At 51.2% G+C, this 25402-nt stretch carries 24 protein-coding genes; 19 read left to right on the plus strand and 5 right to left on the minus strand.

From position 1 onward, the window contains the following. Nucleotides 1-31: 31 nt before the first annotated feature. The 7 genes from AC0YNS_RS28510 to AC0YNS_RS28540 all read left to right on the plus strand — a co-directional run bounded on the left by AC0YNS_RS28510 (nt 32) and on the right by AC0YNS_RS28540 (nt 6527). On the plus strand, nt 32-496 hold the full coding sequence (locus AC0YNS_RS28510) for a DUF420 domain-containing protein (protein ID WP_475784303.1): 465 nt from the start codon (nt 32-34) through the stop codon (nt 494-496). A 263-nt stretch (nt 497-759) separates the two neighbouring features. Then, nucleotides 760-1800: an aldose 1-epimerase family protein gene (locus AC0YNS_RS28515; protein WP_475784304.1), complete on the plus strand. Its 1041-nt coding sequence runs from the start codon at nt 760-762 to the stop codon at nt 1798-1800. A 28-nt stretch (nt 1801-1828) separates the two neighbouring features. Next, nucleotides 1829-2584 carry a DeoR/GlpR family DNA-binding transcription regulator gene (locus tag AC0YNS_RS28520; RefSeq protein WP_475784305.1) on the plus strand — a complete coding sequence of 252 codons (756 nt, stop codon included), beginning with the start codon at nt 1829-1831 and terminating at the stop codon, nt 2582-2584. Between the two features lie 119 nt (nt 2585-2703). After that, nucleotides 2704-3552, plus strand: a complete 849-nt coding sequence (locus AC0YNS_RS28525) for a class I fructose-bisphosphate aldolase (protein ID WP_475784306.1) — start codon at nt 2704-2706, stop codon at nt 3550-3552. Nucleotide 3553: 1 nt separating this feature from the next. Beyond that, nucleotides 3554-4714 carry a Gfo/Idh/MocA family protein gene (locus AC0YNS_RS28530; protein ID WP_475784307.1) on the plus strand — a complete coding sequence of 387 codons (1161 nt, stop codon included), beginning with the start codon at nt 3554-3556 and terminating at the stop codon, nt 4712-4714. Nucleotides 4715-4716: 2 nt separating this feature from the next. Next, complete coding sequence (locus tag AC0YNS_RS28535) at nt 4717-5964, plus strand: carbohydrate kinase family protein (protein WP_475784308.1); 1248 nt, start codon at nt 4717-4719, stop codon at nt 5962-5964. An 8-nt stretch (nt 5965-5972) separates the two neighbouring features. Further along, nucleotides 5973-6527 (plus strand): D-lyxose/D-mannose family sugar isomerase, encoded by a 555-nt coding sequence (locus AC0YNS_RS28540; protein WP_475784309.1) that lies wholly within the window; start codon nt 5973-5975, stop codon nt 6525-6527. Between the two features lie 483 nt (nt 6528-7010). Here AC0YNS_RS28540 and AC0YNS_RS28545 read toward each other — a convergent pair whose 3' ends face one another. After that, complete coding sequence (locus AC0YNS_RS28545; protein WP_475784310.1) at nt 7011-7736, minus strand: FadR/GntR family transcriptional regulator; 726 nt, start codon at nt 7734-7736, stop codon at nt 7011-7013. Nucleotides 7737-7880: 144 nt separating this feature from the next. On the opposite strand from AC0YNS_RS28545, the gene AC0YNS_RS28550 reads away from it, so the two are divergent. Together AC0YNS_RS28550 and AC0YNS_RS28555 are read left to right on the plus strand one after the other, a co-directional pair. After that, nucleotides 7881-9296, plus strand: coding sequence for an FAD-linked oxidase C-terminal domain-containing protein (locus tag AC0YNS_RS28550; protein ID WP_475784311.1), 1416 nt, complete (start codon nt 7881-7883; stop codon nt 9294-9296). Next, nucleotides 9289-10896: a (Fe-S)-binding protein gene (locus AC0YNS_RS28555; protein ID WP_475784312.1), complete on the plus strand. Its 1608-nt coding sequence runs from the start codon at nt 9289-9291 to the stop codon at nt 10894-10896. The genes AC0YNS_RS28550 and AC0YNS_RS28555 overlap by 8 nt, the downstream gene beginning before the upstream one ends. A gap of 418 nt (nt 10897-11314) precedes the next feature. Here the strand turns inward: AC0YNS_RS28555 and AC0YNS_RS28560 are convergent, their stop codons facing one another. Both AC0YNS_RS28560 and AC0YNS_RS28565 read right to left on the minus strand, forming a co-directional pair. After that, nucleotides 11315-11677 (minus strand): hypothetical protein, encoded by a 363-nt coding sequence (locus AC0YNS_RS28560; protein WP_475784313.1) that lies wholly within the window; start codon nt 11675-11677, stop codon nt 11315-11317. A 179-nt stretch (nt 11678-11856) separates the two neighbouring features. Further along, nucleotides 11857-13467, minus strand: a complete 1611-nt coding sequence (locus AC0YNS_RS28565) for an alpha-amylase family protein (protein WP_475784350.1) — start codon at nt 13465-13467, stop codon at nt 11857-11859. Between the two features lie 108 nt (nt 13468-13575). On the opposite strand from AC0YNS_RS28565, the gene AC0YNS_RS28570 reads away from it, so the two are divergent. The 8 genes from AC0YNS_RS28570 to AC0YNS_RS28605 all read left to right on the plus strand — a co-directional run bounded on the left by AC0YNS_RS28570 (nt 13576) and on the right by AC0YNS_RS28605 (nt 19752). Continuing rightward, nucleotides 13576-13938, plus strand: coding sequence for a hypothetical protein (locus AC0YNS_RS28570; protein WP_475784314.1), 363 nt, complete (start codon nt 13576-13578; stop codon nt 13936-13938). A 132-nt stretch (nt 13939-14070) separates the two neighbouring features. After that, nucleotides 14071-14286, plus strand: coding sequence for a hypothetical protein (locus AC0YNS_RS28575; RefSeq protein ID WP_475784315.1), 216 nt, complete (start codon nt 14071-14073; stop codon nt 14284-14286). A 21-nt stretch (nt 14287-14307) separates the two neighbouring features. Next, nucleotides 14308-15018 (plus strand): M24 family metallopeptidase, encoded by a 711-nt coding sequence (locus AC0YNS_RS28580; protein ID WP_475784316.1) that lies wholly within the window; start codon nt 14308-14310, stop codon nt 15016-15018. A 428-nt stretch (nt 15019-15446) separates the two neighbouring features. Continuing rightward, nucleotides 15447-16169: a hypothetical protein gene (locus tag AC0YNS_RS28585; RefSeq protein WP_475784317.1), complete on the plus strand. Its 723-nt coding sequence runs from the start codon at nt 15447-15449 to the stop codon at nt 16167-16169. A 29-nt stretch (nt 16170-16198) separates the two neighbouring features. Next, nucleotides 16199-16630, plus strand: coding sequence for a GntR family transcriptional regulator (locus AC0YNS_RS28590; RefSeq protein WP_475784318.1), 432 nt, complete (start codon nt 16199-16201; stop codon nt 16628-16630). Beyond that, the gene (locus AC0YNS_RS28595) at nt 16623-17522 is read left to right on the plus strand and encodes an ABC transporter ATP-binding protein (RefSeq protein WP_475784319.1); all 900 of its coding nucleotides are present in this window, start codon (nt 16623-16625) and stop codon (nt 17520-17522) included. The genes AC0YNS_RS28590 and AC0YNS_RS28595 overlap by 8 nt, the downstream gene beginning before the upstream one ends. Before the next feature lie 3 nt (nt 17523-17525). Continuing rightward, a complete protein-coding gene (locus AC0YNS_RS28600; RefSeq protein ID WP_475784320.1) occupies nt 17526-18428 on the plus strand; it encodes an ABC transporter ATP-binding protein in 903 nt (300 codons plus the stop codon). Next, complete coding sequence (locus AC0YNS_RS28605) at nt 18421-19752, plus strand: ABC transporter permease (protein ID WP_475784321.1); 1332 nt, start codon at nt 18421-18423, stop codon at nt 19750-19752. Before AC0YNS_RS28600 ends, AC0YNS_RS28605 begins: the two co-directional genes overlap by 8 nt. Before the next feature lie 226 nt (nt 19753-19978). Here the strand turns inward: AC0YNS_RS28605 and AC0YNS_RS28610 are convergent, their stop codons facing one another. Both AC0YNS_RS28610 and AC0YNS_RS28615 read right to left on the minus strand, forming a co-directional pair. Further along, entirely contained in the window at nt 19979-21796 is a 1818-nt protein-coding gene (locus tag AC0YNS_RS28610) for a sensor histidine kinase (RefSeq protein ID WP_475784322.1), read from the minus strand. Next, nucleotides 21793-23349 (minus strand): response regulator transcription factor, encoded by a 1557-nt coding sequence (locus AC0YNS_RS28615; RefSeq protein ID WP_475784323.1) that lies wholly within the window; start codon nt 23347-23349, stop codon nt 21793-21795. The genes AC0YNS_RS28610 and AC0YNS_RS28615 overlap by 4 nt, the downstream gene beginning before the upstream one ends. A gap of 153 nt (nt 23350-23502) precedes the next feature. Here AC0YNS_RS28615 and AC0YNS_RS28620 point away from each other — a divergent pair, with 153 nt between their 5' ends. After that, nucleotides 23503-24453: an ABC transporter permease subunit gene (locus AC0YNS_RS28620; protein ID WP_475784324.1), complete on the plus strand. Its 951-nt coding sequence runs from the start codon at nt 23503-23505 to the stop codon at nt 24451-24453. 17 nt (nt 24454-24470) lie between these two features. Continuing rightward, complete coding sequence (locus AC0YNS_RS28625) at nt 24471-25367, plus strand: carbohydrate ABC transporter permease (protein WP_475784325.1); 897 nt, start codon at nt 24471-24473, stop codon at nt 25365-25367. Nucleotides 25368-25402 lie beyond the last annotated feature (35 nt).

Consider the following 25402-nt stretch of genomic DNA (forward strand, 5'->3'; position numbering starts at 1 on the left):
TTTGATATTTCATGAATGGACGGGATGCTCCTTGTCACTTTACACGTTACTACCTACTATAAGTACTTCCTTTATCGCACTTAGTGCGATTCTCGTTGCGATCGGCTGGAGCCTGGCTATTCAGAGAAGGTTTGAGTCTCACAAGAAAGTGATGATTGCAGGCGCTGTGTCTGCGTTGTTTTTCTTTATCATCTATGTATCGCGTACGATATTCGTCGGCAATACAGACTGGGGCGGCTCTGATGAATTGAAGCCCTACTACCTGACATTCCTATTCTTCCACATCGTGCTGGCAACAGTAGGCGCCGTATTCGGACTGACTACGCTGACACTTGGCTTCAAGAGCCGTTTCGCCAAACATCGCAAATGGGGCCGCGTGACGTCAGTCATCTGGTTCTTCACGGCTATTACCGGAATTACAGTCTACGTGCTGCTCTATCTCTTGTATCCGGGCGGTCATACGAAGCCGGTACTGGATGTATTGTTCGGTAGTTAAGCAAAAAAGAGATAATAATGTATCAAAAGGTGGCGCAGAAGCATTTTCTGCGTCCCTTTTTTTGCGTTTAGGGGCTGTCTGCTTAGGGGGAGGTGCAATGCGTGCTCTTATCGCACACCTGGTTATGAAATGTTGCAAGAAATGCATCATTTGAAGCGGTATCGGGGGGATTTGAAGGCTTATGTTTACAGACTTGTAGGGAACCAGTAAAATATGTGAATAAGGAACAAATGATGTTTGAATCGAACAGGAGAGTGCGATCGATGCAGCTGCATGGACGACAATATACACGCCGGGAAATAGAAGCCAGAGTCGGGCGAATCGAACAAATTGGCGGGATTCGCAGACTGACGCTGACGGAAGGCAATGAAGCCGGTTCATCGGTGCTGTCTGTTCGAACAGGAGCAGGCTTATCGTTTGAAGTTATGCCTGATAAGGGACTAGATATCTCATCTGCGTCATTCGGAGGTGGATCGTTATCTTGGCAGTCAGCAAATGGAGATGTGCATTCTTCTCACTATGATGATCAGGAAGCAGGGTGGCTGCGCACCGCTTCGGGTGGTTTGCTGATGACCTGCGGTTTGATTAGTGCGGGATCACCGAGCCAAGTGGATGGCCGCTCTTATGGCTTGCACGGAAGAGCCCATCATACATCTGCAAGGCAAGTGGTTGCCGAAGGTTGGTGGGAAGGCGATGAGTACGAGATGCGAATCGCAGGTACGCTGGAGGAAACGTCCATGTTCGGCGGTCATCTTCGGCTTAGACGTGAGATCAGATGCAGACTGGGCGAGAATCGAGTTGCGATCCGCGACGTCGTAGAGAATGCGGGCTTCAAAGCTTGTCCGCATATGATGCTGTATCATGTGAATTTTGGTTATCCGCTGCTGACAGAACAGTCGCGGATTGAGTTCCCGGATGGGGATAAGGTTGTGCCGCGAGAAGCGGAAGTTCCGGTAGCGGGATATGACCGGTGGGATAAGCCGGATCCGGAATACGCGGAGCGTGTGTATTATCATGAACTGCCCGAGCGTGTAGGCGAGAAAGCATCCGTAACCATTCATCAGCCTGAGTTCCCGATTGCAATGGGACATACTTCGCCGATAGCGGTGAAGCTGAGCTGGAACACGGATACGCTTCCGAAGCTGGTGCAGTGGAAGATGCCGGGTGCCGGTGTGCATGCTCTTGGCATAGAACCTTCCAACTGCGATGTTGAAGGGATGGAGACCGAACGGCAGCGTGGAAGCTTGGTTATGCTGGAGCCCGGAGCATCGCTAGTCTATGAATTGGAATTGACAGTTAGCTAAGAGCAGCGCGGAAGGGCGAGTGAGCTAGATGACGATGAGCATGAATGAGAGGCAGCAGCAGCTGCTCGGGATGCTGGAGAACAGCGGCGAGGTGAAGGTAGCCGGACTCAAGGAAACATTTGGCGTGACGGAGATGACGATTCGTCGCGATCTGGAGAAGCTGGAGCTGGCGGGTTATGTGAAGCGAACCTTCGGCGGTGCCATATTGGCATCGAAGGATGTGGCGCTGCAGGATCGCTCCGTCGTGATGACCGAGGAGAAGAATCGAATCGGAAGAGCAGCGGCAGCACTCGTAATCGAGAACGATTCGATATTTATCGATGGCGGCACGACTACCCTCTATGTCGCGCGGCATTTGAGGGCGGGAATGAATATCACGGTAGTGACGAATGCACTGAATATCGCGATGGAGCTGCTGGAACGAGGGATTACCACCGTTGTCACGGGGGGGATGGCGCTGGAAACGACGTCTACGTTAGTAGGCCCCGGAACAGTAGAGGCGATTGGGAAAATGGCGTTTGACCGCGTGTTCCTTGGGGCAACAGGGATTACGGCAAAGCATGGCTTCAGCAACTCCAACATGTACGAGGCTGAAATCAAACGGATGGCCATCGTGCAAGCGACAGAGGTCAATGTCGTCGTCGACCATACGAAATACGGGGCGAAGGAGCTGTTCTCGTTCGCTCCGCTGTCAGCGGTCCATCGCGTTATTTGCGATCAGTTGCCCGAGCAATCGCTGATTGAGGCTTGCCTTGAGAATGGGCTGCAGCTGTTGGAAGCTTAGTTGGCATGCCATTGTGTGTTTGTTTTAAACATTTTGATAGACAGGTGTAAAGAGCTCATATAGAATAATGTTATAAACGAACATTATTTGTTCCAACAGAACAGAGGGGGATGGTAGATATGGCATCGACAGCACCACGTCTCAATCGGATGTTTAGCGAGCAAGGAAAGTGTTTTGATGTTGCGGTAGATCATGGCTTCTTCAATGAGTTTTCCTTCCTATCGGGTATTGAGAATATGAAGCAGGCGATTGAAACGATCGTCCAGGCGAATCCGGATTGCATTCAGCTCAGCATCGGTCAGGCGAGGTGGCTGCAGGCGGTTCCCGGCAAGAAGAAGCCCGGACTTGTCCTGCGTACGGATGCGGCGAATATCTATGGAACAGAGCTGCCGCGTTTCTTGTTTAGCGAGCTTGTGGATCGTGCAATTGAGAAGGCGGTCGCGCTCGATGCCGTCGCGGTATGTGTGAACTTGCTGCTGCTGCCGGGTCAGCCGGAGCTGCACCACCAGTGCGTGCGTAACATTTCGCTGCTCAAGAGTGAATGTGAGAAATATGGCATGCCGCTTATGGTCGAACCGCTGGTTATGCTGCCGAATGCGGCGAAGGGCGGCTATATGGTTGACGGCGATATTAACAAAATTATGCCGCTTGTTCGCCAAGGCGTGGAGCTTGGCGCGGATGTCATTAAAGCCGATCCATGCGACGATGTGACGGAATATCACCGCGTTATAGAGGTAGCCTCCGGAATTCCGGTGTTGGTTCGCGGCGGCGGCAGAGCAAGTGACGAAGAAATCGTAAATCGTACGGTTGAGCTGATGAACCAAGGCGCATCAGGTATCGTTTACGGCCGTAATGTCATTCAGCACCCGAATCCGGCAGGTATGACGAATGCATTGATGTCGATCGTGCATCATGGTGCAGCGGCATCGGAAGCGCTGGCCATTCTAGGTGGAGAGGGTGCGAAGTAGGATGGAGAGACATATCGTTCGTTTCGGCGTTATTGGCTGCGGCTTGATGGGCAAGGAGTTCGCCAGTGCGGCGGCAAGATGGCTGCACCTGGAGGGAGTCGGGTTTGAACCCCGTATTGTGGCGGTATGTGATGCAAATCCATCTGCGGCGGAGTGGTTTCAACGTCAGGTGCCAAGCGTAGAGCGCGTATACTCCGACTATAAGATGCTGCTGTCCGACCCTGATGTGGATGCTGTATATTGCGCCGTTCCACATAATTTGCATGCGCAAATCTACGTGGATATTATTGCTGCAGGCAAGCATTTGCTTGGCGAGAAACCCTTCGGCATCGACAAAGAAGCGAATTCACGCATCAATGCCGCAATGATCGCGCATCCCGAGGTGATTGTCCGCTGTTCATCGGAGTTCCCTTTCTATCCGGGCGCACATCAGATCATTCAATGGGTGAATGAAGGTAAATTTGGGCGAATTATCGAGGTGGAGGCAGGCTTCTGGCATTCGAGTGACCTTGATCCGACGAAACCGATCAATTGGAAACGCCGCGTAGCTACCAATGGCGAGTATGGTTGTATGGGCGATCTGGGGATGCATGTGCTTCATCTTCCGATGCGGTTCGGTTGGAAGCCAGAGAACGTGCGGGCCTTGCTAAGTAAGATCGTATCCGAACGACCGGATAGCAAAGGCGATAAGGTTCCTTGCGAAACATGGGATAATGCGGTCCTGGCCTGTGAAGTGAAGACAGCCGATCAAGAGTTCCCGATGGTGCTGTCCACGAAAAGAATTGCACCGGGACATGCGAATACATGGTTTATTCGCATTCAAGGAACAGAGATGTCCGCGGAATTCAGCACGAAGAATCCGAAGCAAGTCTCTTCGCTCCCTTATTCACCGGGTAAGCAGCAGGCATGGCATACGGTGGATGTACCGTATAAATCCGCTTATGGGACGATTACGGGAGGGATCTTCGAGTTTGGATTTTCGGATTCGATATTGCAAATGTGGGCTGCGTTCTGTGATGAACTTGTCAGCGGCAAGGATGGGATGAGACAGCCGTTTTATTGCGCAACGCCGGAAGAAGCGCGTGGCAGCCACCTCGTATTCACGGCGGCACTTGCATCGCAGCGCACCGGAGAAACCGTAACGATCGACTGGAGGGATTAGCCTTGAGCTTGAGCGCTTTACGCGCAAACGCGGATGTCGAAGTTGTGGTGGCCGGTCATATTTGTCTGGATGTTATCCCTGCTATGCAGGCGAAGAAAGACGGAATGGGCGCGATTCTCGTTCCGGGTAAGCTGGTGGATATTGGGGCAGCCGTGATATCAACCGGTGGGGCCGTGTCGAACACGGGACTTGCGCTGCACCGGCTTGGTGTAGGCACGAAGCTGATGGGCAAGATCGGCGATGATTTGTTCGGAGGGGCTATCTTGGATGTGCTGCGCGGATATGGACAGGAGCTTGCAGGTGGCATGATCGTCGCAGCAGGTGAGCATACCTCCTATTCGCTGGTAATCAGTCCGCCGAATATCGACCGGATTTTCCTCCATTGTACGGGGGCTAACGATACGTATTCGGCCGATGATCTGCCTATTGAAGCGCTGAGAGGCGCGCGGTTGTTCCACTTCGGTTACCCGCCGCTGATGCGGAAAATGTACGAGGACGGCGGAACGGAGTTGGCTGAGCTGCTGTCGCGCGTAAAGGGTGAAGGGCTGACGGTATCGCTGGATCTGGCGAAACCCGATCCGGAGTCGCCTGCAGGTTTGGCGGACTGGCGAAGCGTATTTGTGAAAGCGCTCCCGCACGTAGATGTGTTTCTGCCCAGCTTCGAGGAGATTCTGTATATGCTCCGGCGGGAAGAATACGATCGGCTGTCAGCCGTTCATGATACGAATGATTTGTTGCCGTTCGCAGACGGTCCGCTTCTGCGGGAGCTGTCGCAAGAACTGCTGGAGCTTGGCGTCAGCGTAGTTGTGCTGAAGCTCGGCGAGCACGGGCTCTACCTGCGGACAACAGACAACCGTGCGAAGCTGGCGGCCATGGGGGCCGGAGCGCCTGCGGATGTAGATGCTTGGCTGGACCGTGAGCTGCTCGTGCCGTGTTTTGAGGTCGACGTTGCAGGGACTACAGGAGCGGGAGATTGCACGATCGCGGGATTCATAGCCGGATTGCTGAAGGGGTTGAGCCCTGAAGCAGTCTTGAATGGCGCGGTTGCGGTAGGCGCCAGCAATGTAGAGCATGCGGATGCGACGAGCGGCGTTCCGGCGTGGGAAACCTTGCAGCAGCGCATGGCGACAGGGTGGCGAAGAAAAGCGGTGACGTTGACATTGCCCGGCTGGAGCAGTGAAGCTGAGGCAGGCGTTTGGTATGGGCTGTTGGAAGCTGTCACGATGACTACGCGAATGGCTGAATCCTAAGGAGGCGAATGAGTGTGAAGAGAAGCGATGTGCGTGCTGCGCAGCAGCGGACGGCGGAGTTGTTTGGTCAAGTCGGGATTGTATTGACGGCAGAGGAACGTGACAACATTGAGGTTGCAACGTTTGGATTAGAAGACTTGGAATCGCAAGGGCTCGAACTCATCACGTACATTAATAATGATCGCTATTGCGCGAAAGAACTTGTTTTGTTTGCCGGCCAAACCTGCCCCGAGCATCTGCATCCGCCGGTTGGCGCGGATCCCGGCAAGCTGGAAACATTCCGCTGCCGCTTCGGTAAAGTGTGGCTCTATGTTGAAGGAGAGCAGGCTGCCGCGATCCAAGCGAAAGTACCGGCAGGCAGCGAGCCCTATTACACGGTGTTTCATGAGATTGAGCTGAACCCTGGCGAGCAATACACCATCTCCCCGGGAACGAAGCATTGGTTCCAGGCAGGCAGTGAAGGGGCGATTGTGTCGGAGTTCTCCAGCACGAGCCGCGATGAATTTGATATTTTTACCGATCCGAACGTACTGCGTATTCCTGTCATTGAAGAAGATTTATAGAATGGCAGAGCAAAGGAGGCTGTCCCAAAAGTCATCCATGATGACGTTGGGATAGCCCCTTTTCGCTGTTGTCCTGGATCTCTTGAATGAGTAGGTTAAGGTGGGAATCCACTCACTTGTACCTTCGCGATGAACGCATGCTTGGTCACTCCCAACTCTAACGGTTGTGAGAGTGGTTATTTGGCCTAAATTCACCTTTTTTATATTCTAAGGGTTGCTGTAGAGCTTATTTGGACGTTTTCCACTAGGTATCAACCTATTTGCTGCAAATAACCTCTGTAACAACCGTTAGATTTTTTTCAAACAGGCTAATTTTCAAGAAATAGCCTCTCTGACAACCGTTAAAATTTTGCTCTTCCCCGGATTAACTCCAAGGAGCAAAAAGTAGCTTATGGTGCTGTTCAAAAAGTCATAATTAAATGACCGGAACAGCCCCGCTGTAATTTAGAAAATACAAAAAGACCCAACGTAATGTAGTTGCCGCTATAGGTTGCCGGTTTTATCGCGAAGCACCTGCTCGACCTTGGCGAGATGAATTTCCATGCGGGAGGAGGCGAGAGCTTCATCCTGCTTTTCGATTGCATCGACGAGGGCAATGTGCTCTTCGAGCAGCCTGCGCGCAGACTGCCGTTCAGCGTAGAACCAGAGGGAGCGCGTATCGCTCATGCTCTCATGCAGCCGCATCGAAAGCGACTTCATGAGCTCGATTAGCATCGGGTTATGAGTCGCGGCTGCGATTTGCTCATGTAAGCGGACATCGGCCTGCTCGCTGAAGGCTTCGTCAGGCAGTTGCTGCTCCATCTGGAGAAGCGTCTCGTGCAGAGCGGTAAGATCGTCAGCGCTGCGATGCTTAGCGGCGAGTGCGGCGCAGCCGGTTTCGAGCACTTTGCGCACCTCCAGCAATTGAAGCAGCGAGTCGGCCCGATCCAGCCAGTCTTCCTTGAGGGCGGCAGTTGCGCTGTCCTCAAGCTGAGCGGGTTCAGGCGATAAGACAAAGGTGCCGCCGCCTTGACGAATATCGAGCAGTCCTTTCGCTTTGAGCGCGCTCAATGCTTCGCGGATCGTAGAGCGTCCGACCCCGTATTCGGCGGCGAGGTCTACAACGGACGGAAGCTTGTCGCCGGGGAGAATAGCACCTGATGTAATGCGGCTGTAGAGCTCGCGAGAAACCCATTCGTTACTCTTGAGCGGGCGTTCCATTCTATTCATAGGGAGAAACCTCCTGAGTGAGCAGCTGATGTTCAAAATGACGGTTATTTATCGATGTCGCATTTCTCCATCCTATGATATACTTTTTTCAAAGCAAAGTCATCAGACGACCTGATCTATTTTCCACTGAGGGGGAACTCTTTCATGCTTCATGATACGGTTACAAGCAAGCTGCGCTCCATTGTTGGCGGGCAGTGGTTCAAGGATGATCCGGAATCGCTAATTACACATTCTTATGATGGAACGCCGATGCTGCAATCGCTGCCGGATGGCGTCATATATCCTGAGAATACGGCACAGGTGTCGGCCATATTGAAGCTGCTGCAGGAGCATCGCATCCCGGTTGTCAGCCGTGGCTCCGGTACGAATCTATGCGGCGGAACGGTGCCGGTCCAAGGCGGGATCGTCATGGTGATGCACCGGATGAACCGCATTCTGGAAGTGGATCTCGAGAATCTCACCGCTACCGTGCAGCCCGGCTTAAATACGAAGCAGTTTATTACGCATGTGGAGCAGCTTGGTCTGTTCTACCCGCCGGACCCGAGCAGTATGGCGATCTCGACTATCGGGGGCAATATTGCCGAGTGTTCAGGCGGGCTTCGCGGCTTGAAATATGGAACGACGAAGGATTACGTCATCGGCCTTGAAGCTGTACTCGCAAGCGGCGAGATTCTTCGTACCGGCGGGAAGCTGATGAAGGACGTTGCCGGCTATGATCTGACGAAGCTGCTGGTCGGCTCGGAAGGCACGCTTGCTGTTATTACGGAAGCGACGCTGAAGCTGATCCCGCCGCCGAAGACGAAGAAGACGATGCTCGCGATGTATAAGGATTTGTACGGCGCGGCACGCACGGTCTCCAAGATCATTGAGAACCGCATTATTCCGGCGACGCTGGAGTTTCTGGATAATCCGACGATTCGAGTCGTGGATGATTTCGCGAAGCTGGGACTTCCGCTCGATATGGATGCGATTCTGCTCATCGAGCAGGATGGCGATCCGGAGATGGTGGAGCGGGATATTGAGCGAATCGCGGAGATCTGCCGCAGCGAGAATGCGGAGCGGGTTACTATAGCAGCCGATGATGCGGAGGCGCTGAAGCTGCTGACTGCGCGGCGGAGTGCTTTTACGGCGCTGGCCAGATTGCGTCCGACGACGATTCTGGAGGATGCGACGGTACCGCGCTCGAAGATCGCCGAGATGGTGCTCGCGATCAACGAGATTGCCGAGCGGCATAACGTGACGATCTGTACGTTCGGCCATGCCGGGGATGGCAATTTGCATCCGACCGCTACGACGGACGCGCGCAATAAGGATGAAATTCATCGTGTGGAGCTGGCTTTCGAGGAAATCTTCGAGGCCGCAATTGCGCTCGGCGGCACGATTACGGGAGAGCATGGCGTTGGCCTTGTGAAAGCACCGTATTTGGAGTGGAAGGTAGGCGCGGCTGGCATGGAGGTTATGCGGGCGATCAAGACGGCTTTTGACCCGAACAACATCTTGAATCCGGGCAAAATGTTCGCCAAATCAACACGCAAAAGGGTGGTGCTCGGCCATGGCTAACTCCCTTGTCTCCCTGCTTGAATCCAGGGAAGGCGGCAAGTGCAGTGAGCTCGCGACGACGCTGAAGAGTACGCTCGATTATGATCAGCTCACCAATTGCATGCGCTGCGGCTTCTGCTTGCCGGCGTGCCCGACCTTCCGCGAAACAGGCATTGAAGCGGAATCGCCGCGCGGACGTATCGCGTTAATGAAGGCAGTTGCGGATGGGATCATGGATCCCGACTATGCGTTTGAGACACAGATGAATCATTGTTTGGGCTGTCGTGCTTGTGAGCCGGCATGTCCTGCCGATGTGAAATACGGGCAGCTGCTGGAGCAGGCGCGCGATTCCATCGAGCAGCATACGACGAGCCATCGCTGGTGGGTGAAGCTGGCACGCAAGACCGCATTTGAGGGGATGTTCCCCCATCAGAATCGGATGCGGCTGCTTGGAGGAGCGCTGCAAATCTATCAGCAGTCCGGATTGCGCAAGCTCGTTCGCGGCGTCGGTCTCATGAAGCTGTTCCCGGCCCATATGGGGCAGATGGAGCAGATCTTGCCGAATGCTTCGTATCGCGGCGTGGTCGAGCAAATCGGCTCCTATCATCCGGCTTCAGGTGAGCGCGTGGGAACGGTAGGTTTGTTTCGGGGCTGCATTATGGATGTCCTATTCACGGAAACGAATAAGCATACGGTTGAACTGCTGAACGAAGCAGGTTTCGACGTCGTTATTCCCGAGACGCAAAATTGCTGCGGCGCACTGCATGCGCACAGCGGCGAGCAAGCTGGGGCGAAGGAGCTGGCTAAACGCAACATCAAGGCGTTCCAATCCGCAGGCGTCGATTGGATCGCTTCCAATGCCGGCGGCTGCGGCGCGTTGCTGGTGGAATACGACCACCTGCTGCACGATGATCCGCAGTGGGCGCAAGGCGCAGCTTGGTTTGCGAAGCGCACGCTTGATGTGAGCAAGCTGCTCGTGGAGCACGGCCGCCTGCAGGCTGCGGCGACGCTGGCCGTGGCGGCGAGCAAGGCTGCCGCGGCGCCGAGCTGCGGCGGCGCGAAGCCGAGCTCGAGCGGTGCGGCGGCAGCCGCAGCAAGCGGCGGCGGTGACGCGGCGAAGCCGAGCTCGAGCAGTGCGGCAGCAGCCGCAGCAAGCGGCAGCGGTGACGTGGCGAAGCCGAGCTCGAGCAGTGCGGCTGAAACCGCCGCTGCCGGATGCGGCAGCTCCTGCGGAGGGGGCGGCGTAAGCTTCGCATCCACCGACAAGGTCCGCATCACCTACCAGGATTCCTGCCATCTTCGCAACGCGATGCGCTCATCCGAAGCGCCGCGCAAGCTGATGCGTAGCGTGGCGAACGCGGAGTTCGTTGAACTCCACGAAGCAGACCGCTGCTGCGGCTCGGCAGGGATCTATAATTTGACCCAGCCGGATATGGCCGGTCAAATTCTCGATCATAAGATGGATCATGTGAAACGAACGGATGCCCATTACTTGCTCACGAGCAATCCCGGCTGTCTGCTGCAGATGAAGCTCGGCATCGAGAAGCATGGGATGAGCGGCAAGATGGAGGCCGTGCATCTGGTTGATTTTCTGCATGAGCGGATATGTAAGTCGGAATAGGCACATAAAGAAACAGTCCGGGGTCTCAGTCCCAAATGCAGAATGAAGAGAAACCCAACGTTTATAAACGTCGGGTTTCTTGCGTTATCTGCTTGTTTAATAGCTTTTCTCTTCGTACTCTGCACAGTCGCAGCCATGAGCGTCTGTCGGGTCGCCAACCCTTCGCTATCGCCTAGTAACGGTTGTCAGCGTGGCTATTTCATAGAAACAACTACCTTTAAAACTCTAACGGTTGTGAGCATCGTTATTTACTGCGCAAGGGGTGATTTTTGCCGGAAAATGTCCAAATAAGCCCGCTAGCAACCGTAAGAAAATCAAAACGAACTTTTGTGGCCAAATAACCACTGTCACAACCGTTACAGGTTGGAAGATGGCTCTTATGCCTGCCGTTCCGACAGTCCCGGACAGTCTCTATCTCTCACTCACATCTGCCAATGAGGAAATAATCCTCGACGTGAACATGGTCCCTGGTGACTGAAACGGCAAAAGCAACGCTGCTGCCTCCGATACCGCTTGTCTCAATACGAACGCCGAAGACATTGACCCCTGCATATACATTGTCCAGCGTATAGCTGGAGCCCGGTTCTCCGATCGGATTTAGCGATACCAGCTTCATGACATAAGGGATTTTCTCACCGGCTCCGGTGCCGGACGGCACGACTTGATAAACTTGGATTGCTGCAGTAGAAGGCTTTCGGTCAGTACTGAACACACAAATCGAAAGGCTGGTGATTTGTGGAACCTGGCCGTTCCAAATCGGTTCTGAATCATAGATAGGCATAACTCGTCCTCCTCTTGCTTAACGAATCTGAAAGTCTACTAACTACTATATGAAAGGAGGACAGGTTCGGTTAATAGATGGCTATCTATTTAACAGATAAATCCATATAAAAAAGAGGAGCGAATTCGCCCCTCCGATGAACACCTGTATATAAAGCTGAATGAGTGAGTGTGAGTGAATTACACCCACCAACCATTATCCTTCTCATCCAGCAGTTCCGCGGAAACCTCGTTCCATTGGAACGAAGTCTCTTCACCGTTCAGCACCCAGCGGCTTGGACAAGTCGTGCGCAGCCAGTCCAGCGGTTCGCCAACAGGCAACGGCTGAGCCGCCAGCTCGAAAGCGGCGCGCAGTTCGAGCTCTTGCTCCTTCGTGACAATGGCCGGATCGGCCGATACGAACAGCGGCGTGCCGCTGCCTGCAAGCAGGCGCAGCCATTCCCGGTTGTACGCCCAAGGCACATCCTTCGTTAAGCCGAGGCAATCTGCGTCGTGGCTGTAGAAGGTACCATGCTGTGCCATTCGAAAAGCCATCGTATTCACGCCCATGTACCGAGTCCGCTCCCACCAGCGTCCGCTTGTATCGTCGCCGGTCCGCTGAATTTCGAACAATCCTGCAGAGAGATGACTGAAGGTGTTGCAGCCAATGATGTCCGCCTGACCGGAGGCTTCGGCAATGGTCCGGTACAAAGCGAGCGTAATTTCGGCGGTTGTCTTGGAACGGTCATGGAACGCATAAGGCAGTGCATGAGGCTTGGATTTCATTGTGAAGCCCCATTGTCCGAGCATGTCGTACGTCGTAAAATCATGCTTCAGCATATCGAATCCGTAGCCTACCATTCGTTCTACCGATTCGCGAATATGTGCCAAGACATCCGGAATACTAGGATCGAGCACGCTGCTTCCGGTTGATGCTTCCTTATAGCGAATCCATTCTGCAGGCACGTTCTCAGTCGTCAGGAGCGGGCGGAACCAGAGGCCGGGCTTCACGCCGATCTCTTTCATTTCACCGGCAAGTCGCTCCATGTCCGGGAATTTACTGTTGCCGATCCACGGCCCCCCATTACAGGTGCCTCCGTTATCTTTGGCTGACTGCCAGCCATCGTCAATGACCATATATGGACGATTGAGCGTATTCGAAGACAACGAAGAAATGAACCGCGAATCCTCCAAAATCTCTCGATGTGAGCTTTCCCCGTAAGCATAATACCAGTTATTACCGCCATATACAGGCTGCTTCGGCATTAAAGGCTTGTCACACATCATAGCGCAGAATCGTCTTGCCGCTGCAAAAGGCGTTTCACCCAGTGTGCCCGGATCATAAATGATATCGGCTACAGAGAGAGTACGCGCACCTAGAAATACGCCGCTATTCCCGCTTGTAACATCAGCCGTGAATGTTAGTCCATCCGAATCGAGCTGCCAGTAACAGAGCGAGTTTGCGCCTGTTTTCACACCGTAACCGGCCGTGCGCAGCCCATCATGGGCAAGGAAATACCAAGGCATAACGCGCTCCGGCACGATGCCTCGCCATTCGAGGTCCCCATAACCGCGCTCCCAGTGATCGCCGAGTATGAGCAAATTTCCTGCAGGTGCTTCGTTCCAGCGCAGTTTGATTGTGCGAACTGCTGCAGTAGGCGCTTCCAATTCCAGTGCGATTGTGTTCCCTCTGCGTTTCATCGTAATTGCCAGACCGGATGCTTCCCATCTATCCGCCCCGGCGCGGGCAAGAGTGTGCCACTTATCATCCGTTCGGATGACGATAGCGCTTGGTTCGTTTGACAAAATCATAGCTGTCAAAGTAATGCCTCCTTATGTAATCGATTTATAGATCCATTCTAATACGGATAACCCCTCCCGGCATACACATAAGTAACATCGGGTGCGGGGGTGGTAGGTATGGAAGCCTTTAAGTCTCTCCTGACACAACTACTGATCCTCCTCTTTACGCTGCTGTTCATATATCCATCGATTCTGTTCGCTATGCTGGTGCTGGGCTTTACGGATTCATGGAAGTCGGGTACCGTTATGCTCGTATCGGCACTGCTGCTTCGCTTTATTTTGAAACGTGAAGTCGCCAAGCTTCCTCCCATTCGCAGAACAAAGCAAGAGCAGTTGGGCAGCTTCCCCGGTGTTTATCATCATGAGGAGTCTCCGCCGCAGCTCAGCGACATCTACTACGATATTGCCGCAAAGTTGAGAGAAGAAGAGGAGATTGTTCGAATCGTGAATCAAATGAATGAGAAGCCTGGACCTAAATAAGCTACAACCGCCAAGTTAGAGCGTGCATGATGCTCTGGTAAGGTGTTTTTTTTGCGTTTCCAATTGTTTACAAGTGTACGGATCGTTTTCTATAATGGAGTAATCTGACTAGCGATGGGGAGTGAACGTCTATTGAAGCGTTACGTGTTTGCAATTGTTGCAGCATTTATCATGATTTGCTTAGCTCTACTCGCCTATTGGGATGTGTACAGGCCACGGGTTGGTCCGGTCGGTAATGGGCCGGATGATGCTGCCGTTCTAAGAGTACTGATTTTTCGTCTCATTTATTCCGTGGGTCTACTAGTCGCTGGCATTATTGGTTTATATAAGTATAAGAAGAAATCGTAATGAAAGTAGGTCAGCCTGCATATGTGTATGGACTATTTATCCAATTACCGTCATGTTCAATCGATTGCGAAAGCAACGATGAATGATTTGCAGACCTATATCCGTGAAGGTGTAACGGAGCGCGACATCGTGGACAGAGCGGAGAGCTTCATGCGGAGTAAGGGAATTGCTAGCTTCTGGTACTATGGGATCGGAGCCTTCGTCCATGTCGGTAAGCGGACGCTGATCTCCGAATCTGGGAGAGGCTACGAACCGACGGCGTGCGTTGTTGGTCGCGATGATATTATAACGGTTGATCTCAGCCCGGAGCTGAACGCGTATTGGGGTGATCATGCTCGAACTTTTGTCGTCTGTGATGGCAGGGTGGTAGAGGAACAGGAGTTACGGGGTAGCGACATTGATTTTGCCGGTGGCGTCGAAATGGGGATCGCACTACATGATGCGTTTATTAGCTACGTGAAGCCGGACCGGACGTTTGAGCAAGTCTATCAATATATCAATGAGCTTCTGCGCCAGCATAGCTACGAAAATCTTGATTTTGCCGGTAATGTAGGCCATACAATTGTGTTTCGTAAGGACGATCGAAGATACTTCGAGCGGGGAAATACGATGAAGCTCAGTGAAGCGGCGCTGTTTACGTTTGAGCCGCATATCAGTCGGAAGAATGGCGAGTATGGGTTCAAGCGGGAAGATATCTATTATTTTGACGAGGGCAAGCTTGCTTGCTTATGAGATTGGGCGGCTGTTGAAGCCGTCTTTGTTATTTCATGGGACCAATTGGAGAAAATAATGCATTCAACGGGGTGGTTGCTCCCTGGTAGTCTGGCGCGAATGTTGCAGAAACTGCAACATATTAACCTTCATAGCAGCGGTAGATGGGCAATTGTTGCAGAAACTGCAACAATACTAAGCAGTTTGGCCTCTAGGTGGCCGAAATAGCAAGGAATGTTGCCTATTGTGCAACATTCCTCAAGATTAGAGCAATATTGCTCGGAAATGCTGCAGAAACTGCAACACTTCTGATTACATTCGGATGAATTCTGGGCTGGAGCGGGAGTAGGAGTAGGAGTAGGAGCTGGTTGTGATTGACAGCTGAACTGTCAACTGAGTATACTGTATATATGAATATATACAGTATACAGAGCGGAGGCGAGCAGGGGATGACGAGCTGGCAAGGTGCATGGAGATTGCTTCGTTTTGATGGGAGCCGTTCTTGGATCGGACTGCTGATTACGATAGTATTCGTTAGTTACATGGTTGTTGTAATGATGCCTATATTTAACGATTTGCTTCTGCATAAAGATACAGGCGGCTCAGTGTGGGGATATGATTTCGTTTATTTGTCCATTCTGCCGACCATGGGTTTCCTGATGAACCGAAGTATGGTGCAATACTGGGGAAGAGATCCGTATACGCGAAATAATGCTTACCTGCGAACAATGCCGATTAGCTGGAATACGATCATCCTGGCAAGGCTGCTGCAGTTTATCGTTGTATTGACCATCGTTTCTCTTTATTTCTTTACTTTACAATACGTCGCATTAAATGAGCTTCGTGAGCTGATGACGCCCGGAGAGTATGTTATCTTCTCGTTCATCTGGTATGGTTATGCAATGATGGCGGGGTCCACTTATATCTTCTTTGAACAGACCGTAAAAGGGAAAATTTATATGCTCATCTGCTGCTGTTACCTGCTGTTCTACGCTTTAGTCGGCTTAATGCTGTGGCTGGCAGATACGCATCTGATGTTCACCACCATTGAGGTGTCACGTGATCATGCCATCCTTTGGCCGATTCTGTCGGTGTTCATGGGAATCATGGTGGCCGCACTGATGGGCGTTTTGATTCGGAAGCGAAATACGAAACGCAATTTGCTGGAATAGCGTAATGAATGCGAGAGAAGGTGTGGACGGTGTGGATTCCTATACAGCTGAATGAACATAGTGCGGAGCCGTTATACCATCAGATCGAGGTGCAGCTTCGTGCATTCATTGTCAGCGGTCAATTGCCGGAAGGGACGCTGCTTCCATCCATACGTGAATTGGCGCACCTGACCAAGTGCAGCATCATAACCGTTCGGCGGGTGTATCAGGATTTAGAGAGTGAAGGACTGCTTCGCACTCGGCAGGGAACGGGAACCTTTGTCGCGAAGGTAGACACGGAGTCAAGGGATCGACAGCGGCGAACCGCGGTCATGGAAGCGATGGAGCAGGCGGTGGAAGCTGGACTTCGGGTACATTTTAGCGATGAAGAATTGATTGACATGCTGCAAGACGTGCTGCGCCGGAAGCGAGAAGGAAGCACGGCATACCATCAGGGCGGGGAGGCGGATAAGGATGAGTGAAGCTGCTGTTCAAATTACCGGAATGACGCAGCGCAGGCCGAATTTCGAGCTTGGTCCTATCAATCTGGTCATTCCGAGCGGCTTCGTGACGGCAATCGTCGGTCCTAACGGCTCGGGGAAGAGCTCGTTGTTTCGACTGCTGCTGGACCTCGCCAAACCGAATAATGGGCGAATTGAGCTGCTGGGCGAGACTGTCGGATCAGGTAATGATACGAAGCTGAAGGAGCGAATGGGTTATGTGCCGGAGCAACCGGTCGATCTGGAGGATGGACTGCGCGGGAATCAGAAAGCGGCTTTCGTCCGGCAGTGGTACCCGAAGTGGGATGTTCACCTCTACCAGGAGCTGCTGCGCCGGTTCGAGGTAGACCCAGCGATCAAGCTGGGCAAAATGTCTAAGGGGATGCGGCGGAAATTCGATCTATCGCTCGCGATGGCGCATCATCCGGAGCTGCTGCTGCTTGATGAACCTTCCTCGGGTCTGGATCCGATCGCTTGGAAGACCATGATCGATGTGCTGCATCGTTATATGGAGCAGGGCAATCGGACTATTCTAATGGCTTCTCATATTGTCGACGAAGTCAAGCGGCTGGCAGACTATATTGTGTTCATGGTGCAGGGTAAGGTGCTCGGGATCTATGAGAAGGATAGCTTGCTAAGCGCATGGCAGGCGATGTATATCGATGCCGCCGGAGTCAATATCAATTGGAAGCAGATGCCCGGTTACCGCGGTGCGAGCCTATCAGGCGCAACGACGTACAAAGTGGTAACAGAGGATGCGCTGCAGGCAGAACGATGGCTTATGGAACAGAAGCTTGGATTAATCAGCAAACAGAAGCTGGAGCTCGATGAGATTTTGCTGCATCATATCGAACATGCGAGGGGAGTTTTCTAGAAGATGAATGCGTTGAAGCTTGAACATGTTTTTAAGCAATATGGGGACAAAACAGCTGTTAATGGGATCAGCTTCGAAGTTGCGCAAGGTGAGATTTATGGATTGCTCGGCGCCAACGGGGCAGGGAAAACAACAACGATGCGTATGGTGCTCGGCCTTATTTATCCGGATTCCGGGAGCATTCGATATGATGGCAAAGCGTATGGGAAAGAACTGCTGAAGGGACTCGGCTATTTGCCGGAGGAACGCGGTCTGTACCCGAAGGTGAAGGTGTCTGATCAGATCCTCTATCTCGCACAGTTGCGCGGCATGTCCAAGCGGGATGCCGACCAGAACTTGAAGCGCTGGCTGGATCGATTCGGCGTGCCGGAGTACTACAACAAGAAGGTCGAGGAGCTGTCCAAGGGGAATCAGCAGAAGATCCAATTTATCGCTGCCGTCATCCATCATCCGCGCATCGTTATTATGGATGAGGCGTTCAGCGGACTGGATCCGGTTAACGTGGAACTGCTCAAGTCGACCGTTAAGGAATTGCGTGATGCCGGTTCATGTATCTTGTTCTCGACACACCGGATGGAGCACGTGGAGGAGCTGTGCCGCAATATTACGATCCTGCATAAATCGAATACGGTTCTGCAAGGCAACCTGAAAGCCATTAAGAAGCAGTTTCCCAGGGAGCGCATTATTCTGGCTACGGACGGCGAGGTAACCGGTCTTGAAGCGATCGGCGGCGTCATGAACGTGAAACGACATGAGTATGGCTATGAGCTGCTGATCACTGATGAGACAGCAGGCCGCCCTGTATTGGAGCTGGCCATGGCGCAAACCGGCGTGAATCGTTTTGAAATCTTGGAACCGACGCTCAATGAAATCTTTATTAAGACGGTAGGTGAGAGCCATGAATAGCGGATTCTGGACGGTTGTCGGCTTTACGGCGAAGAATAAGGTGCGCGGAAAAGCATTTCTGATTACGACACTCATTATTGCAATCATCATGAGCATTGTCATCAATTTACCCTACATGATCGATAAGTTCAGCGGCGAAGGGAAACCGACTGCGGTTGGTTACTTGGACAGCACGAGCGAGAAGGTGAAATCAGAGTTATTCACCACCACGCGAATTGCGGATATGCTTAACAACTACTACGGGAAACAGGAGAAGCCTGAGCTGAAGCTGGTTCCAATTGCGGATGCAGGTTCGGCGGAAGCCAATGAGAAAGCGCTGAAGCAGGCTGTGGCCGATGATGTTATTCATGGCTATATTGAGTTCTCGCCGGGTAAGGAGAGCGGTTTCCCAGCGATTACCTATAAGTCCGAGAGCTTGATGGAATCGAAGGTGTCGTCATCGTTGTCCGCGGCGCTGCAGGTGGTTAAGATGGAAGCGGTCATTGGCGGAGGCGGATTGAGCGACGATGTGAAGGCGCTCCTGACGAAGCCGATTGAGCTTGATTCCGTGCAGATCTCTACTGTGGAAGGTGCAGGATCGATCGGTTCAGGCAAAACGAAGGCACAGCAGGGGATGGATTTCGGAACGGTATACGTCATCATCATCATGCTGTTCATGGCCATTATGATCAGTGGCCAGATGATTGCAAGCGAAATTACGGCCGAGAAGAGCTCCCGCGTCATGGAGATTCTCATCACGAGCGTCTCGCCGCTGAAAGCCATGTTCGGCAAAATCTTCGGTATGTTCTTAGTCGTCCTGCTGCAGATGGCGATTTATGTTGTCGTGATCGTGATCAACATGACGCTGCCACAGAACGCGGATAAGCTCGGCGATCTGGGCATTTCACTGAGCGACATCGATCCGGTACTGCTCACGTATTCACTGGTATTCTTCCTGACGGGTTACTTCTTGTTCGCGACGCTGTTCGCAGCCGTCGGCTCTATCGTCAGCCGTACCGAGGATCTCGGTCAAGCGGTATTGCCAATTACGATGCTGTCGCTCGCGGGTTTCTATATCTGCATCTTCGGCGGCATGAACAATCCGGGCTCGATGCTGATGAAGATCTGTTCGTTTATCCCGTTCTTCGCGCCTTACGCGATGGTTTCACGACTCGGCTTGTCCGACCCGCCGCTGTGGCAAGTGTGGATATCGATTGCGACACTGCTGGCTTCCATCCTTGTCTTCGGCTGGTTGTCCGCGAAGATTTACCGCGCCGGTGTGCTGATGTATGGCAAGAAGCCGTCGCTTAAGGAGCTCGGCAAGGCGATGCGCGCTTATAAGTAATTTGGTGAAATTGTAATTTAATGATGCGAGTAATGGTTATAGTTGAGACTATATACAATATTTAATGAGGATTACTAAATCTTCTAAATGAGACCAGATATTATAGCCAGTTAGATCAAACCATTGATCTAACTGGCTTTTTTACATCATCGGGATAATTGAAAAGGTCGTTGCAGTTCTTTCCATTCGAACACTAACAGGGCCTTCTTGGTGTTGCCTTGCCTAATTAAACGTTGCCAATCTCGAGCTGGGCCGCTTTGATCTCATGCGGTTGTCTGCAGGGGATTCGAACGATAATCGTCGTTCCTTTGAGCTCGGAGCTCTCCATTTCCAATCCGTAGGCTGCTCCAAACAACAGCTTGATCCGCTCGTTAACGTTGTACAATCCTATGCTTCCTCTTTCGGCAGATTGTGATGAGAGGATCAGTTTCTGCCTGATTTCGTTCAATTTATCCGGTCCAATGCCGCTTCCGTTGTCGGCTATTGTGATACGCAGATCATTCTCATCTCTGTAGCCCTGAATCGTAAGCAGGTTGTTTTGACGCTTACGGTCGAAGCCGTGCATGAGATAGTTCTCGATAAGCGGCTGGAGAATCAATTTAATGATGCCGTACCCCATAATCGACGGTTCGACTTCGATCTCGTAGTGAAAGAAGTTTTGATATCTCGCATTGAATATTTTGAGGTACATGTTACATAAGTCGATTTCTTCAGCCAGGGTGACGACCGAATCTGCTTTGAGCGATGCCCGGAAGAGAGCAGCGAGCGAATGAATCATCTCTCCGCCCTCGTCATTCCCGTCGATCTCTAGTCTAGCTCGGATCGCTTCTAGGGAGTTGTACAAGAAATGCGGATTGATCTGATTCTCGAGAATTTTCATTTCTGCGATTTTTTGCTGCAGCTCGTAAACGTAAGACTTATTAATATGGTCCTGCAGGCTGTCGCACATTTTGTTGAAATGGACGGCGATTTGTTCGAATTCATTATCTTTATTGTTCAGAGGGATACGGTAAGCCAAATTGCTTTCAACCGTTTTGCTCATTGCTTTGACGATGCGGTTAACCCGCTTGGATATTATGCTTGTTACAAGAAAATAAACCGAGAAGATGAAGAGCAACAGAATAATGGCGGCGATATAAGTGGAGTTGTTAAAAATATTCAGCTGCTTCTTCAATGCTGACTTGGGCAATACGGCTGCATAAATAAAAGGGTCTTTATCGGAGCTGGCCATTCTGACCATGCTGTCCTCGGCCAACATCACGGAATCCGACGATTGGCGGAGCTGTTCGAAGTAGGGATATTTTCGCCCGTAGAAGGCAGCTGACGAATCGAAGACAACCTCCCCATCCTTCGTTAGCACAAGCAAATAGCCTTTCATGTCTTTGCCAAACTGGTTGATGGTATATTGCAGGTCGTCCATCCCGAATTCTACAATGAACCGACCCAGAAAGAGGCTGGAGCTCGGGTAGTAAAAGTTACTGGCGACGTCAAAGTAGTTCTTGGATGCTTGGGAGGCCACGTATTTCCCAGGATGGGCAGGAACAATAAAGCTCTCCTGTGAAGAATCCCGTAGTCGGGGAATGTTCTGCAGGATCGCTTCGGTATGGTCAAAGAAGGCATAGTCCAAATCATACATGTACAAATAGGCCCTCTGTGAATGGCTGTTATAGAAGATGAGGTTGTTAATGTTACGGTCGAGGCTTAATAGGTCTTCGAGTTTGTAAGCCATGTTCTTTCTCTCATAGGAGTCTAGGGGCACAGTTTCTGACTGGTCCGTAACGTCCATCATACTCATGATATAAGCAAATAACTGTTCGTCATCGTATATTTTGAGCAGGATGTCTTTAATCGTCTTCGTACGGTCGTTCATCGTATTCTGCAGCGCTGCGATAATTTGCTGATGGATCCCGATTTGTCCTTCCTTCAGCAATGCGTAGGAGTTTCTGGATACGTACCCTGTGAAAATATAGAGCGCAACGGATAGAACCAGAATATAGAGCAACAGGATTCGGGTAAAGAGCTTGATGCGTATCCGTTTTTTCATTTGAATTCTGCCGGTGACACACCGGTCGCCTTTTTGAAAATTTTATAAAAATGGCTTGGTTCCAAGTAACCGACTTTGGCTGCTATGTCCGTCATTTTCATGTCGGTTTGCAATAGCAGTTCCTTTGCCTTCTCGATTCGCAGATGGTTCAGGTAGCTGCTGAACAAGATCCCGGTTTCTTTCCGGAACAGTTGACCCAAATAAGACGCATTGATATTAAATTTATAGGACAACGTCTTTAGCGATAAATCTTGATTTGAGTGCTGCAAGACATAGTCCAAGATCGGTTTTATCGTCGCGTTGGCAGTGCCGCTCTTATCGCCGAAGAGATCCGAAGCGAGGGCAACAGTGTCATAAACAAGCTTAGCCAGATCATCGAATCGGGTAGAGGACTCGAATCGAAGGTAAAGATGCTTGAACTGATCGGGAACATGCTGCGGATTAACAACTGACTTTTTCACGGTGTTGGCGATTTGAAACAGCAGCTCAAGCAGCTCATTCTTGAGCTGTGAAAGCGGGAGATGCGATGCGTCTTGCAGACCTCCTAACGCGGCCCGCGTCAATTCCAAACACTCTTCTTTCCTTCCGGCCAAAATCAGGTTATTGATGGTTTCGTAAGGAAGGCTCGGTATCTGTTCTTGTCCGGAGTGGTTCTTCGTATCATCGTCGGAATCGATCAGACTGTTCGGAGGCAATAGAAAACTGTAGCCTTGCAGCTCTTTGGCGGACTGATAGCTGAGATCTGCGCCAAGCAGATCGGTTGTCCGTTGCCCGATCGTGATTAAGATTTGGAGGTCATTTCGAGCTTTAATCTCGGAAAGAAATAGCTTCAGCAGGCCTAGAAGGGGAGCGCCGCCGCTTGTTTCAGTGGGTTCAGAGAAAATGGCAACCACGTCGTAGGAAGAGTCACAGAAAGACAAACGCAGCGTATCGTGGTTAAACCATTGAGCCAGTTGATCGCGGATCGTTAAGGCAACCTTGTGCTTCTGTGCGTTATCTTCGCCGCTCAGAACTCGAATTAACGCAATGCGAAAACAATCGAGATTCAGCTCGATTTGAGCGATTTGTGATTTTTCTTGCAATTCGGCTCGTGAGATAGAACCTGAAACCCATCGAAGCAGGATGTTCTCGCGAAATGCATTCAACTGTTCGGCAAGTCCGATCTGACGGTTCGTGGTATCCTGCAGCTTCAGGGCGATCGCTGAAATGCTTGCAACGAATTCGTTCTTATCCAGCGGTTTCAGCATGTAATTCTCGACACCAAGCTTGACAGCCTGCTTTACATATGAGAAATCGTCATGACCGCTTAGGATAAGAATCTTGACGTCCCATCCACGCTGATGGATGCTGCGAATGAGTTCGATTCCATCCATTTGCGGCATACGAACATCCGTAATCAGAAGATGGACTTGGTGTTTCTCCATCAACTCAAGGGCTTCAATTCCGTTGTAAGCGTCCCCAATTACATCAAGGCCAAAATCATCCCACACGGTCGATTTCCTCAATGCTTCGACTACGATCGGTTCATCATCTACGATCAGCACGTTATACATGTGACAGGTCCCTCCAGTTAGCATCTAAGATAGCACAATTGATGATCGTGTGAAAAGGCTCTAGAGTTTTGACAGTTCGATTAAGAGTTTTGACAATTGAGCGTCATCCTCCATCTCCGTTACCATTAGTGTCAAGGGAGGTGACACTCAACAATGAGCAGCACAGCAAGCAGTAAAACTGTAACCGTTTCCGAGAAGGAAGGCAAGAAACTGTTTTATATGGCTTTGCCATTCATAGCGCTGGTATTCATCTTCAGCTACTTGCCTCTTTACGGATGGATGTACGCGTTCTTCGATTACAAGCTCGGCCATAAGTTGTTCGATTCGGAGTTCAAAGGGTTCTTCTTCTTCAAAATGATTTTAAGCGATCCGATCACAGTCGACGAAGTGAAGCGGATTATGTCGAATACGCTAGGCATTAGTTTCCTAAGCCTGCTCGTTCAAGTATTGCCACTAATATTCGCGCTATTCCTCGTGGAGATGAAGTTTGAGCCGCTGAAGAAAGCCATTCAAACGTTGACGACGCTTCCGAATTTCTTAAGTTGGCCGTTAGTGTATGCGTTTGCATTCTCCATGTTCTCGGAATCCGATGGCTTTATCAACAAGCTGCTGATACAGCTTCATATCATTGAGGATCCGATCAACTTCTTGGTTAGTTCGAGCCATGTCTGGTTGACTCAAACGGCGTACTTGGCTTGGAAAACGATCGGTTGGACAGCCATTATTTACATTGCCGCCGTAACGTCGATAGACAACGAGCTGTATGAAGCAGCCAGGATCGACGGCGCCGGGAGGTTCCGGATCATGTGGTCCATCACGGTACCGCATTTAATGCCTACCTTCTTCGTACTGATGATGCTCAGCATAGCCAACTTTTTGAATAACGGCCTCGATCAGTACTTGGTATTCCAGAACGCACTGAACACCGATTCCATCGAGGTGCTCGATCTCTATGTGTACAATGTCGGCATACGAAACGGCATGTCAGGCTATAACTATTCGTTTGCCACGGCGGTCGGCATACTGAAGTCGGTTGTCAGCATTGCGCTCTTGTTCTCGGTGAACTTTGCCTCGAAGAAGGTTCGCGGAGAAGGAATCATTTAAAGAGGGGATTGCCCATCATGAAACAAAAGGCATCATTCGGGAGCTTCAGCTTCAGCTTCATCAACAGTACGGCGTTTATCCTGTTTGCGCTGTTATGTATTTTTCCCTTGTATTACATCTTCGTGCTCACGGTGAGCGACAACAAATGGGTAACTTCCGGTGCGCTGGTCGTATTCCCGAAGGGATTCAATATCCAGAACTATATTCAAGTTCTAAAGCTTGACGGAATCGGCATGGCGCTGTGGGTTACGATTCTCAAAACGGTTGTCGGTACAGCTTGTACGCTCGCAGGCTCGTCATTCCTTGCATTCTTGTTCACAAAGCCCCACATGTTTATGAGGAAATTTCTATACCGGTTCGTGCTGGTCACGATGTACTTTAATGCAGGCTTGATTCCATGGTTTATCAACATAAAAAACCTTCATCTGATGAATACGTTCGCCGTTTATATCATTCCGTACATCGTTGCTCCGTTCTATATCATTCTGATCAAGACGTTTCTGGAGAGCATCCCGAGCGCCTTGGAGGAGTCAGCCCAAATCGACGGAGCCGGTATATTTCGGGTATTCTGGAGCATCTTAGTACCGCTGTCCAAACCGATTCTTGCCACGGTTGCCGTATTCGAATCGGTCAATCAATGGAATAACCTGCGCGATAATTTGTTTCTCATCACAGATTCACGGCTGAATACGCTGCAATTTGTCTTGTACAAGTTCATGTCGGAAGCGGATGCGTTAGCCAGCAAAATTATGGTTAACGGTGGAGCGGGCCTATCGGCCTCGAATTTCACGCTCACACCGACCGCGGTCAGCATGACGATTGCCATGGTTGTTATTCTCCCGATTGTCTGCATCTATCCTATTATGCAACGTTATTTTACCAAAGGGATTATGCTAGGTGCAGTGAAAGGGTAGAACTACAATATAGACGCATGTATACAAATGGGGAG

The organism is Paenibacillus sp. J22FR21 (assembly GCF_056269135.1).